This is a genomic window from Pseudomonas sp. BJa3 (assembly GCF_026343815.1).
Taxonomy (GTDB): domain Bacteria; phylum Pseudomonadota; class Gammaproteobacteria; order Pseudomonadales; family Pseudomonadaceae; genus Aquipseudomonas; species Aquipseudomonas soli.
This window is the reverse complement of record NZ_JAOXMC010000011.1, coordinates 73,782-87,468: the sequence shown is the minus strand read 5'-3', so window position 1 is coordinate 87,468 and position 13,687 is coordinate 73,782. Positions and strand designations below refer to the sequence as shown.

The window sequence follows — 13,687 nt, the reverse complement described above, 5'->3', positions numbered from 1 at the left end:
TGCAATGCCTGCTGTATGGCAAGGATCACGCCATGGCACGGTAGCCTGAAAAAACTGCTTACACCTGCACAAGGAATGCCCTATGACCGATACCACCTCAGCGCGCCTGCGGCCGCTGGCGGACAGCTCGCCGTCGGCGATCGTCGCCGGCTTCATCGCCATGCTCACCGGCTACACCAGTTCGCTGGTGCTGATGTTCCAGGCTGGCCAGGCGGCCGGTCTTACCAGCGCGCAGATTTCCTCATGGATCTGGGCCCTGTCGATCGGCATGGCAGTGTGCAGCATCGGCCTGTCGCTGCGCTACCGCACGCCGATCACCGTGGCCTGGTCGACACCCGGCGCGGCACTACTGATCACCAGCCTTGGCGGGGTGAGCTACGGCGAAGCGATCGGCGCCTACATCACCTGCGCCGTGCTGGTATTGATCTGCGGCCTGACCGGCAGTTTCGAGCGCCTGGTGCGGCGCATTCCCGCCTCCCTGGCCTCGGCCCTGCTGGCCGGCATCCTGTTCAAGATCGGCAGCGAGATCTTCGTTGCCGCTCAACATCGCACGCTGCTGGTGCTGGGCATGTTCTTCAGCTACCTGCTGGTCAAGCGCCTGTCGCCGCGTTACTGCGTGCTGGCCGCGCTGCTGGTTGGCACCGCGCTGTCCGGCGCCCTGGGTCTGCTGGACTTCAGCGGCTTCCAGCTGGAAGTCGCAACCCCGGTGTGGACCACGCCGAGCTTCTCGCTGGCGGCGACCATCAGCATCGGCATCCCGCTGTTCGTGGTGGCCATGACCTCGCAGAACATGCCCGGCGTCGCCGTGCTGCGCGCTGACGGCTACCAGGTGCCGGCTTCGCCGCTGATCTCGGCCACCGGCTTCGCCTCGCTGCTACTGGCGCCGTTTGGCTCCCACGGGGTCAACCTGGCGGCGATCAGCGCGGCGATCTGCACCGGGCCGCATGCCCATGAAGACCCGGCCAAGCGCTACACGGCGGCGGTCTGGTGCGGGATTTTCTACGGCATCGCCGGCATCTTTGGCGCCACCCTGGCGGCGCTGTTCGGTGCCCTGCCCAAGGAGCTGGTGCTGTCGATCGCGGCGCTGGCGCTGTTCGGTTCGATCATGAACGGCTTGAGCGTGGCCATGGGCGAGGTGCGCGAGCGCGAGGCGGCCCTGATCACCTTCATGGTCACAGCGTCGGGCTTCACCCTGTTCTCGATCGGCTCGGCGTTCTGGGGGATCGTGGCGGGGGTGCTGACCTTGCTCATACTCAGCCCGCGCAAGAGCTGAGACAGGCACAGGCAATCACAAGCGGAAATGCCCCACCATCCCCTTCAAGTCATTGCCCAACTGCGCCAGCTCGACGCTTGAACGGGCATTGTCCTCCATCGCCAGTGCCGCTTGGTCGGCACTACCGCGAATCTGCGTAACGCTGCGGCTGATCTCCTCGGCCACCGAGCTCTGCTGCTCGGCCGCCGCGGCGATCTGCTGGTTCATCTGCTGGATCAACGACACCGCCGCCGCAATGCTGCCCAGGGCGCTCTCGGTCTGCAGCGTGTCGGCCACCGCCAGGCGCACCAGTTCGGTACTGCCGCGGATCTGCATCACCGACTGCTGGGCATTGCCGCGCAGGCTGGCGACCAGGCGCTCGATCTCCTCGGTGGACTGCCGGGTGCGCCGCGCCAAGGCGCGCACTTCGTCGGCCACCACCGCGAATCCGCGCCCCTGCTCCCCGGCCCGCGCCGCCTCGATCGCGGCATTGAGCGCCAGCAGGTTGGTCTGCTCGGCCACGCTCTTGATCACCTCGAGCACGTCACCGATCGTATGGATCTCGGCACTGAGGCTGTCGATGCCGCTGCTGGCGGTTTCGGCGGCCTGCGCCAGTTGCTCGATGCGCTGCATGCTTTGACGCACCACCTGCTGCCCCGAGCCGACCTTGTCGTCGGCTGCCTGGGCCGCCTGGGCTGCCTGCTCGGCGTTGCGCGCCACATCGTGCACGGTCGCGGTCATCTGCTGCATGGCGGTGGCCACCTGCTCGGTCTCGTCCTTCTGGCTACCGACTTCGCGGTTGGTCTGCTCGGTGACCGCCGACAAGGCCTGGGCACTGCCGGCCAACTGGTCGATACCTTGCTGCAAGCCACTGACGATACCGGACAAGCCCTCGGCCATCTGCTGCATGGCCTGCAACAGCTGGCCGACCTCGTCGGCGCGCGGCGGCTCGGCCTCGATACCCAGCTCGCCTGCGGCAATGCGCCGGGCCCGGCTGATCACCCGCTTGAGCGGCGCGACCACGGCGCGGGTGATCAGCCAGGCCGCCAGCACGCCTACCAGCAGCGCCAGCGCCGTGGCCGCAACAATGGCGACGGCGTTGCGTGCCAGTTCGGCCTGCATGGCCTGCTCCTGATCGGCATACACCTGGTCGACACGCGCGGTAACCTGCTCGGCACGCGCCTGCAAATGGTCCTTGATGCCCCGCTCCTGGCCCAGCAGGTCGGTGTACTCATTGAGCTTTTCGGAGAAACTGCCGATGTGCCCGGCCACTTCGCCCAGCACGCTCTGGTAGCCGGCATCGGCGACCGAAACCTTGAGCTGGTCCACCAGGGTCGCCGCTTCGACGGTCTGGGCGATGCGCCCCCCGGTGCTAGCTTCGCCACCCTTGCGGCTCTGCTCCAGGCGCACCCGGGCCTCGTCCATGGCCTGTAGCATCAGCCGCGACACCTGCGCCACCTGCCCGGCCTGTTCCAGGAACCCACCGCCCTGCTGACCCTGGGACTGCTTGAGGGTATAGGTGCCATCGTCGGCCAGGCCGGCCTGCAGCACATCGAGGTTGTTGGCCACGCTCGACACCGACCAGCTGGCCATGTCCAGCGCCAGCTCCTTGGCCTGCACCGCCTGGACGAATTGGTCGAAAGCTTGCCCATAGGCATTGAGATCGGCCTCGGTCGAGGCCAGTGCTGGCACGGCCCGGGCCCGCTCCACAAGCCCCAGCAGCCCCGTGCGCAGGGCCTCGGCCTCCTTGATGTCCGAGCGCAGGGCGAAGGCCTGTTCGTGCTGGCGCAGCTTCAACAGGTCGGTATTGAACTGAGCCATCTGCCGCAGCCCATCGAAGCGCTGGCCGACATTGGCCAGGGCGTACACGCCGATGGCGGCCACCACCAGGGTGAGCAGCAACACCAGGGCGAAGCCCAGGCCGAGCTTGCGCGCCATGCCCAGGTTGGCCAGTACACCGTGCTTGGTCGCCGCCATCACCATTCCCCTCGCCTTGTCGGACTTTACCGACAGCAAGAGTGACAATGGCGCCGACCCCGTCACAAGAGCCAGACGCACCAATGGTGTCATTTAGCTATGAGCGTGTCGCTTTCAGACTGCCAGAGGTCGCCCCGCATGCCGGAAGAACGCCTCGGCCCGCGAATCCTGCCCATAGGCGACATTGATGCGCAGCCATTCACTGGCCCGCCCCTGCGGATCGAAGGCACTGCCCGGGGTAAGCAGCACCGCGTGCTCCAGCGCCAGCCGCTCCAGTTCGGCGAAGTCGCGCCCCGGCACCCGGCCCCAGACGAACATGCCGCCGACGGGTTCGCAAAATACCTCCCAGCCGCAGGCCTCCATTAGCCCCAGCGTCCTCGCCCGGTACTGGCCCAGGCGCAGCCGCAGGCGCTGCACGCTCTTGCGGTAACTACCGTTGGCGAGCATCTGCCCGACTACCTGCTCGGCAAAGCGCGAGGTGCCAATGCCCGCGACCATCTTCAATTCGGCCAGACGCGCCACCAGGGGCGGATCGGCCACCACATAGCCGACCCGCAGCGAACTGCTGAGGGTCTTGGAGAAGCTGCCCAGGTAGATCACCCGTTGCTCGCTGTCGAGGGTAGCCAGCCGTGTCGCCGGCCCGTCCTGGAAGTCGGCATAGAGGTCATCCTCGACAATCCGCAGGTCATGCCCGCGGGCCAGCTCCAGCAGGCGATAGGCGACCTTGGGCGTCAGGCTGGTGCCGGTCGGGTTCTGGTACAGGCTGTTGATGAACAGGCAGCGCGGCCGGTGTTCGGCGAGCAACTGCTCGAGTACTTCCAAATCTGGGCCACTGGCAGTGCGCGGTACCTCGAGCATGCGCACGCCGTGCAGGCGCAGCAGGTTGTAAAGGTTGTAGTAACCGGGCCGTTCCACCAACACCGTGTCGCCCGGCGCCAGCAAGGTCCGCACCAGCAGGTCGAGGGCATGGCTGGCCCCCTGGGTGGTGACGATACGCTCAGGTTCCGCGACGATATCCAGCCGCGCCAGCCCTTTGTGCAGTTGCAGGCGCAGGCTCGCCAGGCCTTGGGGCGGGCAGTAGTCGAACAGTGCTTCGGGCGCGCCACGGCTGACCTGGCGGATGGCCTGGGCCAGTTCAGCCTCGGCTCGCCAGGCCACGGGCAGCCAGCCGCAGCCGAGCTTGAGCAGTTGCTCGTGCCCTTCGCGAAACTGCCGCCAGCTGCCGTCGATCGCCTCGCCCCACGGCTCGCCGGGATCGGGTCGCAGGCCCGGCTTGCGCTCGGCGACGAAGAACCCGGCACCGTGCCGTGCCTCCAGCCAGCCGCTGGCCACCAGCCGGTCGTAGGCTTCGATCACGCACGAAGCACTGACCGCCTGGGCCTTGGCCAATGTGCGGATCGATGGCAGGCGTGCACCCGGGCGCAAGCGCTGCCGAGTGATCCAGGCCTGCAACTGCTCGGTCAGCTGCTGGACCAAGGGCGTGGGGAGAGCGCGATCAAGATTGAAGTGCATGGCAAGTGTTCGCTTATTTCAGTCAAACAGTTAAACACAAATCCGTCCTGGGTGTACCTTGGCGAACAGCCACCCAGGGCCGATGCTGACGCAATCGATCCTGCGGAAACCATCCATGCCCACTCGCCACGCCCCGGCCCTGCTGGCCTTCGCCCTGTGCCTGATCACCCTCGCCGTCAATCTCCAGGCCCCGCTGTACATCACCTACGCCGACCTCTCCGGGCAAGGCGCCGCGGCGACCGCCGTGGCTTTCTCCGGCTACGTGCTCGGTGTATTGCCAGTGCTGCTGGCCCTCGGCGCCCTGGCCGACCGGGTCGGGCGACGCCCGTTGATCCTGGTCGCACTCGCCCTGTCGATGATCGCCACCTTGATCATGCTGCTGTCCCCCAGCCTGGCCTCCCTGGGCGTGGCGCGCTTGTTCCTGGGCCTGGGCACCGGCCTGGCCTCGGCCACGGCCACCGCCTACATGAGCGAGCTGATGGCACCCGGTGAAAGTGACCGCGCCGCGACCTGGGTCACCGCCAGCACCTCCCTGGGTTTTGGCCTGGGCGCGGCGCTGACCAGCCTGTGCCTGCTGCGCGGGCCGACACTCACTCCGGGCAGTTTCCATTTGCAGCTGATACTGGCCGCCGCGGCCCTGGTGCTGGTCTGGCGCTTGCCAGACCCACACCCGACGCAAAGCAGCGCCATGCTGCGCCTGCCCTGCTATCCCAGCGGCAGCCTGGCCTATGGCCTGGCGATCCTGCTGGCCTGGGCCTGTGTCGGGCTGGTCATCGCCTTGCTGCCGGGAATCCTGCGCCAGCACGGTCTGAGCGCCTGGTCGGGGTTCTCGACCTTCTGCGTGATCAGCTGCGGCCTGCTGTTCCAGCCGCTGGCCCGGCGCATGGCCAGTGCCCGGGCGACCTTGCTCGGGCTGCTGATCCTGCCGTGCAGCTACGCGCTGCTGGCCTGGGGCGCCGACAGCGGCAACCTGGCGGGCGTTTTGCTGGGCGCCGTGGCCGCCAGCAGCGCCTGTTATGGCTTTATCTACCTGGGCGGGCTGGCGGCGGTGAACAAGTTGGCCGGCCAAGAAAAAACCCGGGCCAGTGCCGGGTTCTTCCTGCTGGCCTACCTGGGGTTCAGCCTGCCGGTGATCTTTACCGGGCTGCTCAGTGATTGGTTGGGGCCGCAGCTGGCCTTGATCGTATTTGGTGGTGTGTTGCTGCTGGGCTGCGCGGCGGTGGCGCTGGCCCTGTGGCTGGCCTCGGTCAGATCGCCAGCGCGCCACCGTCGACCGTCAGGCTGTGCCCCGTCGTGAAGGCCGCGCCATCGCTGCACAGGTACAGCACCGCGCTGGCGATCTCCTCGACCTTGCCGATGCGCCCGACCGGGTGCATCGCCGCAGCGAACTCGGCCTTGCGCGGGTCGGCCTCGTAGGCGCGGCGAAACATGTCGGTATCGATCACCGCCGGGCACACCGCGTTAACCCGGACGCCCTTCTTCGCGTACTCGATGGCCGCCGACTTGGTCAGGCCAATCACCGCATGCTTGGACGCCGCATAGATGCTCATCTTTGGCGCCGCCGACAGGCCGGCCACCGAGGCCGTGTTGACGATAGCGCCACCGCCTTGGGCCAGCAGCAGGGGCAGTTGATACTTCATGCACAGCCAGACGCCCTTGACGTTGACGCCCATGATCGCGTCGAACTCCGCCTCGCTGCCCTCCGCCAACCGCCCCTTCTCGATTTCGATGCCGGCATTGTTGAAGGCGTAGTCGAGCCGGCCATAGGCCTTGATGACCTGCTCGTGCAATTGCCGCACATCTTTATCACGGGTAACGTCGCAGGCGATGAACAACGCTTCACCACCACTCTGGCGGATCAGCGCAACGGTGGCTTCGCCACCATTCGCATCAAGGTCGGCCACCACCACCTTGAGCCCCTCGGCGGCAAACGCCTGGGCCGTCGCCCGGCCGATACCCGCTGCGCCACCGGTGACCAGGGCAACCTGGCCGGAGAAAGTCATGCTCATCACTGGCTCCTGCAAAAGGATGGGAAGTCGTGGCCGAGTCTAGTCACGGCAATGCAGGGCTGGGCAGCATCATCAAGGGCACGGTTGGACTACTATCGTTCGCGGTGATCTTGCGTGACGCGGCCCATTCAACCCGCCGATCATCCCCCCTCACACTCGTTCAGGAGAACTCGCCATGCCCCACACCAACCGCCGTTTCCTGCTGACCAAGCGCCCGGTCGGCGCCGTGCGCCGTGACGACTTCACCTATGAGCAGGCCCCTGCCGACGAGCCAGGCGAAGGCCAGGTGCTGGTGAAAAACCTCTACCTGTCCCTGGACCCCGCCATGCGCGGCTGGATGAACGAAGGCAAGTCGTATATCCCCCCGGTGGGCCTGGGCCAGGTGATGCGCGCACTCGGCGTGGGCGAAGTGGTCAGCTCCAAGCACCCGGACTACAAGCCCGGCGACCATGTCAGCGGCGCCCTCGGCGTGCAGGACTACTTCACCGGAGAACCCCAGGGCCTGCACAAGATCGACCCGCGCCTGGCCCCCTTGCCGCGCTACCTGTCGGCACTGGGCATGACCGGCATGACCGCCTACTTCGCCCTGCTCGATGTCGGCCAGCCCAAAGCCGGCGAAACCGTGGTGATCTCCGGCGCCGCCGGCGCGGTCGGCAGCATTGCCGGGCAGATCGCCAAGCTCAAGGGTTGCCGCGTGGTCGGCATTGCCGGTGGCGCGCAGAAGTGTCAGTACCTGCTGGATGAACTGGGCTTCGACGGGGTCATCGACTACAAGGCCGAAGACGTGCTCGCCGGGCTCAAGCGCGAATGTCCCAAGGGCGTGGATGTGTACTTCGACAACGTCGGCGGCGACATCCTCGACGCGGTGCTGTCGCGCCTGAACTTCAAGGCCCGGGTGGTGATCTGCGGCGCCATCAGCCAATACAACAACAAGGAAGCGGTCAAGGGCCCGGCCAACTACCTGGCGCTGCTGGTCAACCGCGCGCGCATGGAAGGCTTCGTGGTGATGGACTACGTCAAGGAGTACGGCAAGGCCGCGCAGGAAATGGCCGGCTGGTTGGCCAGTGGCAAGGTGAAGAGCAAGGAAGATGTGGTGGAAGGGCTGGAAACCTTCCCCGAGACGCTGCTCAAGCTGTTCAGCGGGGAGAACTTCGGCAAGCTGGTGCTGAAAGTCTGATCATTGCGGGCTGCGCTCACGCGCAGCCCACACTCGCGGCCTCTCGAATCAACCGCGAATCTCAGCCACCACAGCAGCCAACGCCTGGGCTGGGTCCGCCGCCTGGCTGATCGGACGCCCGATCACCAGGTAGTCGGAACCGGCGTCCAGTGCCTGGCGGGGGGTCAGGATCCGGCGCTGGTCGTCCTGGGCACTGCCTGCCGGGCGGATACCCGGGGTCACCAGTTGCAGCGACGGATGCGCCGCCTTCAGTGCCGGAGCCTCCAGCGCCGAGCACACCAGGCCGTCCATGCCGGCCTTCTGCGCCAGCGCCGCCAGGCGCAGCACCTGCTCCTGCGGGTCGACATCCAGGCCGATACCGGCCAGATCCTCACGCTCCATGCTGGTCAGCACGGTCACGCCGATCAGCAGCGGCTGTGGACCGCTGCGCTTGGCTAGCTCTTCGCGGCAGGCCGACATCATGCGCAGGCCACCGGAGCAGTGCACATTGACCATCCACACGCCCATCTCGGCCGCGGCCTTGACCGCCATGGCGGTGGTGTTGGGGATATCGTGGAACTTGAGGTCGAGGAACACTTCGAAGCCCTTGCTGCACAGGGTTTCGACGATGCCCGCGGCGCTGCTGGTGAACAGTTCCTTGCCCACCTTGACCCGGCACAGGGCGGGGTCGAGCTGGTCGGCCAGCTTCAGGGCGGCGTCACGGGTGGGGAAATCCAGGGCGACGATCAGGGGCGTCTGGCAGGCGGACATGGGCAGGGTCTCTTGGCAAGTCGTAAACGGCGCGCATTGTAAACGAAGTGAGGCGGGGTTTGGGGGCCGTGGGTCATGAGAATTGGCCTGGGTGGGGGTGGCTCCTATAATGGAACCAACGGCTGCGGCAATGGCTCGAATGCCATGTAAGCGGTGCCCTGTACGCTTTCAGGAGAATCTCGATGCCTTGGTATGCCTGGTTGATACTGCTTGTTGCGCTTGGGTCGATTGTCGGCGGGTTGATGCTGCTGCGGGATACGGCGAAGAAGTTGCCATTGACGGAGGAGCAACTCAAAAAGATTCATGAGCGAAATGCTGAAATGGATGCCAAGGAAGCGAAGGACCATTAAGTCCGCTAGGCTCTGTACGAAATGTATCTGCACTCGCCCATACTGCGCTGAAACGGAGCTCGGAATGCTCATGTACTCCAGTACTCTCCGCTTCCTCCCCCGGTTTGCCTTGTCTGGCCTTCGCGCAGAAACATTTCGTACAGCCCCTAATTCGTGGGGCAGACTTGCACACCTGCCCCAACCAGTCTCAATTGACCGTTAACTTGTCACGATTACGCTCCAAGATAGCCTTTCCGATGCCTTCGACCTCAAGCAACTCCTCCACCGTAGCGAAATCCCCATTATTGTCGCGATAGGCGACAATGGCTTCGGACTTGGATTGGCCGACCCCTGACAACTCACGCTGCAAGGTCGAGGCATCGGCGGTATTGATATTGAGTTTGCCAACACCCTGCTCCGCAGTGACCGCTGCCGACGGCAGTTCGGCCACCGGCGTGCTTTGTACAGCACCGGCACCCAGGGTGAAAGAAGCAGCGATAGCCGTCAGCAAGGCGGTGAAAATATTGTGGCGCATAGGAGTTTCTCCATGGTTTCTTGGGTTCGAGAAGCAGCTTTTCCTTAGCTGCTTCTCAACGCTAGACGCCAGAATTTCGACTAGCAAACTGGGACAGGCTGGAATTGCTTTCCAAATAATTCAACGAGTTGTCGCACCGCCCAGGACACCTTCCTGCGACACTTGGATACTGGTAAAATTGTGCCCCACGCCAACGCCATTGGACCAGGCGCCCCTCAGAGTACCGCCTTGTATACACCGACTCACAGTACGTTCTTTCGCTCCTTTGCGGCCAATACCAAAGGGCGGGATTTCGTCGTTGGTGACGTCCATGGGCATTTCGAGTTGCTGGAGGAGCTGCTGACGCAGATTCACTTCCAGCCCGCGGCAGACCGCCTATTTGTTACTGGCGATGTAATAGATCGTGGACCTCGGTCACATGACGTCCTGACATGGCTGGACAAACCGTGGTTCCACTCGGTCAGGGGCAATCACGAGCAGATGGTGCTCGATTACGTGGCTGGCGTGGGGGACCCTCCACGTCACGCACGCAACGGCGGAGCGTGGTTCTATGAGCTTGCGTCGCTGGAACAGCAGCAAATTGCCGAACGGCTGCTTGAGCTGCCCATTGCCATGCAGGTTTCTCTGCCTTCGGGAGAAAACGTCGGGATTATCCATGCCGAATCTCCGTGCTGGAAAGACGACCTGAGTTGGCTCGATGCCGTCGCATCGCTGAGCTCCCCCGATCACGAAATCCAGCGCGCAGCCCTGACCCAAGCACTGTATGCCAGAGGCCGGATCAGTTCACATGACGAACAACCCGTAAGGGGCGTGGATCGCTTGTATGTCGGACATTCGACTACCCCTGATGTCCTGCACCTAGGTAACGTGATCTACATTGACACCGGATGCTCCTTTGCCGACGGGAGGCTGACTGCAATTAACCTGTTGAATGGCAAGGCGTGGTCCTGTCCCTTCCCCCCAATCTAATCAATCTATGCCTGACGGAGTCCACCTCGTGCTGCTTGGAGCCCACCAAACAATGAGACCCCTGAGCGAGAAATGTGTAACGTTTTTCGATTTTTTGAGATTTGGTCTCGCTCAAGTTGTCCTGATCGGGCACGGCATCGGAATGTTCTACAACTACTGGGGCGGTTTCTTCCCAGAGCGTATTCCGTACCTGCAGCAGATCGCCGTGGTCGGATTTTTCTTCGTCTCCGGCTTTCTGATCTGCCGTAGTGTCATGACGAACTTCAAATACAAAGGAGGCGATGCCACACACTATTTTGTAGATCGTTTTGCGCGCATCTACACGACACTGATCCCATCCTTGCTGTTTGTACTGGTGGCCGACCTTCTGTTCTCCTGCGCCTACCCTGAGGCTGCACTGCTGACCTACGTCAGTGCGAAGAACTTCATATACAACCTGGGTTTGATACCTTCAATGCCACTTGGTACTTTGCGACCCATTTGGAGCCTGATGTTCGAGTGGTGGATATATATACTGTTCGGCGGCCTGGTGTTCTTCCGCAAGCGTTGGTTCCTTTGCCTCATATGCATCTGGATGGGCGCCAAATACACCTTCACGGTCAATGCTCAGGGTGAGGCCGGGCACCTTGAGGTGATATGGTTTGCCGGTGCTCTAGGGGCCTTCTATTTCGACCGCCTGACCCAACGCACGGAAATCGCACGCTTGAGCTGGCCCGCGTTCATCGGCGCCGTCGCCATTTACCTATATACCAAAAACAGCTACCACTTGGTCGCCGGCCTGCTGATGACGCTCGGGTTGGTTCTGCTGGCAGCCAGGCTAAATAGCGATGAAAAAGCCGTAAGCCAGGTAAAGAAGCAGCGCTACGCAGCGCTGGCAGGTTTCAGCTTCACCCTGTTCATGACCCATTACACTGTCCTTTACTGGATCCAACAAGCGCTCGGTAGCACCACGATCGGCTTCCTATCGTCCATATTGCTGGCCAACCTTCTGGCATTTGCCCTTGCCTACTGTACCGAGCGACACCACAAGACAGTTGCCGTACTTTTGCTTGAGCTCGTTCGCCGGCGTCGCTGGCGCTTGAGCCAACCGTCCAACTGACACCCAAGCAAAAAATTCCCGGCAAATGCCGGGAATTTTCAAGTCAGGGGTCCAGTCGCCGCTGCTGATAGATCCAGTCAACAATCTCTCCATCCGGGGTATAGCCACTGACCGTTTCACGCAACAGCTGCCGAACGTGGGCATAGTCATCGCCCTTGACCGCACTCTGCAACTCGTCGAGCCGCTCTTTCAAGACTTCCCAGGACAGATAGTCCTCATGAGCACTCATGATCATGGGATGGCGCGTGGCCACAACGTTGTCACCGATCAGCAACTCCTCGTAGAGTTTTTCCCCAGGACGCAGCCCCGTAAACTCAATGGCAATATCACCATGAGGGTTGCGCTCAGAGCGCGTGCTGAAGCCGGACAGATGGATCATCTTTTCCGCGAGTTCGACGATCCGTACCGGCTCCCCCATATCCAACACAAAGACGTCCCCACCCTGCCCCATGGAGCCGGCCTGAATGACCAGCTGTGCAGCTTCCGGAATGGTCATGAAATAGCGAGTAATCTTCGGATGGGTGACCGTCAATGGGCCACCCGCTTTGATCTGCTTGTGAAACAGCGGAATAACCGACCCAGAAGAGCCCAGGACATTGCCGAAGCGAACCATCGTGAAACGGGTCTTGTTGACGTGCGATACATTAGCGGTATCGCCAAACAACACCGGAGCCAGCTCACGGCTAAGCGCCTGTAGCGTCATTTCCGCCAAGCGCTTGGTACTCCCCATGACATTGGTCGGGCGTACAGCCTTGTCGGTGGAGATGAGCACGAAGTTCGAGACTCCGGCCTGCAAAGCAGCCTGCGCAGTATTCAAGGTGCCAATGACATTGTTTAGCACGCCTTCAGCGATGTTGTGCTCGACCATTGGTACATGCTTGTAGGCTGCGGCGTGATACACCGTGTCGACACGCCAGGCTTTCATGATGTCAAGCATCTGAGCCTGATTGCGCACCGAACCGAGAAATGGCAGCAGCTTGATCGCCAGCGACTCTCTTGCGATGCGTTGCTCCAGCTCGGAGAGAATACTATAGAGGTTGAATTCGCTGTGTTCGAACAACAACAACACACGAGGTTTCAGGCCAATAATCTGTCTGCACAACTCTGATCCGATCGAACCGCCGGCTCCAGTCACCATGACCGACTGACCAGCAATACAACGTTCCAGCAGGTCAGCCTGTGCAGGGACCGCATCGCGCCCCAGCAAGTCGGCGATGTCGACCTCCTGGATGTCGTCAAGCTTTACCCGACCGCTGGCAAGATCCATGAACCCTGGGATGCTACGAACATGCAAGGGAAAACCCTCGAGAAAGCCGAGAATTTCCCGACGCCGCCCCCGTGTTGCCGAGGGAATGGCCAGGAGAATTTCCTGCGCCCCAGTGTGATCGATCATCCGCTGTAAATGACGTGGTTTGTAAACCTGCAACCCTGAAATCACGCGATCCGCAATGCTACTGTCGTCATCTATGAAAGCCACTGGGCGCATTACCTTGCCAAGGCGCAATGCGGCTACTAACTGGTTGCCCGCCGCACCAGCACCATAAATCGCCACTTTGGGCAGGCCATCATCACGACTGGTGAAGGGTACGTGCTGCGCCGCAGTGAACCAGTCACCCAGAAAGTATTGCCGCATAGCCAGCCGCAAACCACCTACCATCACCAGGCTCAACCACCAGTAGTTGAAAATGATCGAGCGCGGCACCACGTTCTGGTGATTGCTGTACCAATAGACTACAACCCCCAGAATCAGTGAGGAAAGGCTGACAGCCTTGATGATGGCAATGAGGGCATCATTCCCGAAATAACGCATGACCGCGCGGTACATACCAAAACGGATAAACAAAGGGACAGCGACGATTGGCGCACTGGTGAACAGCCAGAAGTGGTCCTTGATGGGGTTGGCCATTTCGTCGATACCTAGACGCACGACAAACGCCAGCCACAACGCAACCCAGACCAATACGACGTCAGTCGACACCTGCAACAGGCGCTTTTGACGACGTGGCAAGCCCACTAGAAATGCCCGCAACCTATCCATAACCCCCTCGAACACCTTTGCTGCTCCCATAATTATCTAC

12 protein-coding genes and 1 pseudogene are annotated in these 13,687 nt (G+C 62.5%); 6 read left to right on the top strand and 7 right to left on the bottom strand.

The window, feature by feature from the left end; genetic code table 11:
• The first annotated feature begins 82 nt into the window (after window positions 1–82).
• Complete coding sequence (locus tag OH705_RS15490) at window positions 83–1,273, top strand: benzoate/H(+) symporter BenE family transporter (protein WP_267302489.1); 1,191 nt, start codon at window positions 83–85, stop codon at window positions 1,271–1,273.
• A gap of 15 nt (window positions 1,274–1,288) precedes the next feature.
• Here the strand turns inward: OH705_RS15490 and OH705_RS29325 are convergent, their stop codons facing one another.
• From OH705_RS29325 to OH705_RS15480, 3 genes and pseudogenes are all read right to left on the bottom strand, one after another.
• On the bottom strand, window positions 1,289–2,152 hold the full coding sequence (locus OH705_RS29325; RefSeq protein ID WP_371041576.1) for a methyl-accepting chemotaxis protein: 864 nt from the start codon (window positions 2,150–2,152) through the stop codon (window positions 1,289–1,291).
• A pseudogene (locus OH705_RS29320) lies at window positions 2,147–2,374 on the bottom strand (HAMP domain-containing protein); the annotation flags it as partial. The gene OH705_RS29325 and the pseudogene OH705_RS29320, both read right to left, overlap by 6 nt.
• A gap of 969 nt (window positions 2,375–3,343) precedes the next feature.
• Window positions 3,344–4,741, bottom strand: a complete 1,398-nt coding sequence (locus OH705_RS15480) for a PLP-dependent aminotransferase family protein (protein WP_267302487.1) — start codon at window positions 4,739–4,741, stop codon at window positions 3,344–3,346.
• Window positions 4,742–4,856: 115 nt separating this feature from the next.
• On the opposite strand from OH705_RS15480, the gene OH705_RS15475 reads away from it, so the two are divergent.
• Window positions 4,857–6,038 (top strand): MFS transporter, encoded by a 1,182-nt coding sequence (locus OH705_RS15475; RefSeq protein ID WP_267302486.1) that lies wholly within the window; start codon window positions 4,857–4,859, stop codon window positions 6,036–6,038.
• Here the strand turns inward: OH705_RS15475 and OH705_RS15470 are convergent.
• Entirely contained in the window at window positions 5,989–6,750 is a 762-nt protein-coding gene (locus tag OH705_RS15470; RefSeq protein WP_094010692.1) for an SDR family oxidoreductase, read from the bottom strand. The genes OH705_RS15475 and OH705_RS15470 overlap by 50 nt on opposite strands.
• Before the next feature lie 175 nt (window positions 6,751–6,925).
• Between OH705_RS15470 and OH705_RS15465 the strand changes: the two genes are divergently transcribed.
• Window positions 6,926–7,927 carry an NADP-dependent oxidoreductase gene (locus OH705_RS15465; RefSeq protein ID WP_104444273.1) on the top strand — a complete coding sequence of 334 codons (1,002 nt, stop codon included), beginning with the start codon at window positions 6,926–6,928 and terminating at the stop codon, window positions 7,925–7,927.
• Between the two features lie 48 nt (window positions 7,928–7,975).
• Here OH705_RS15465 and pyrF read toward each other — a convergent pair whose 3' ends face one another.
• Window positions 7,976–8,677 carry an orotidine-5'-phosphate decarboxylase gene (gene pyrF, locus OH705_RS15460; RefSeq protein ID WP_094010694.1) on the bottom strand — a complete coding sequence of 234 codons (702 nt, stop codon included), beginning with the start codon at window positions 8,675–8,677 and terminating at the stop codon, window positions 7,976–7,978.
• A gap of 182 nt (window positions 8,678–8,859) precedes the next feature.
• Between pyrF and OH705_RS15455 the strand changes: the two genes are divergently transcribed.
• Window positions 8,860–9,027 carry a DUF2897 family protein gene (locus OH705_RS15455; RefSeq protein ID WP_267302485.1) on the top strand — a complete coding sequence of 56 codons (168 nt, stop codon included), beginning with the start codon at window positions 8,860–8,862 and terminating at the stop codon, window positions 9,025–9,027.
• A gap of 187 nt (window positions 9,028–9,214) precedes the next feature.
• On the opposite strand, the gene OH705_RS15450 is transcribed toward OH705_RS15455, so the two are convergent.
• Window positions 9,215–9,541, bottom strand: coding sequence for a ComEA family DNA-binding protein (locus OH705_RS15450; RefSeq protein WP_267302484.1), 327 nt, complete (start codon window positions 9,539–9,541; stop codon window positions 9,215–9,217).
• Window positions 9,542–9,769: 228 nt separating this feature from the next.
• Here OH705_RS15450 and OH705_RS15445 point away from each other — a divergent pair, with 228 nt between their 5' ends.
• Both OH705_RS15445 and OH705_RS15440 read left to right on the top strand, forming a co-directional pair.
• Entirely contained in the window at window positions 9,770–10,510 is a 741-nt protein-coding gene (locus OH705_RS15445) for a metallophosphoesterase (RefSeq protein WP_139672791.1), read from the top strand.
• A gap of 52 nt (window positions 10,511–10,562) precedes the next feature.
• Window positions 10,563–11,609 carry an acyltransferase family protein gene (locus OH705_RS15440; protein WP_267302483.1) on the top strand — a complete coding sequence of 349 codons (1,047 nt, stop codon included), beginning with the start codon at window positions 10,563–10,565 and terminating at the stop codon, window positions 11,607–11,609.
• 43 nt (window positions 11,610–11,652) lie between these two features.
• Here OH705_RS15440 and OH705_RS15435 read toward each other — a convergent pair whose 3' ends face one another.
• A complete protein-coding gene (locus tag OH705_RS15435; RefSeq protein ID WP_267302482.1) occupies window positions 11,653–13,677 on the bottom strand; it encodes a polysaccharide biosynthesis protein in 2,025 nt (674 codons plus the stop codon).
• Window positions 13,678–13,687 lie beyond the last annotated feature (10 nt).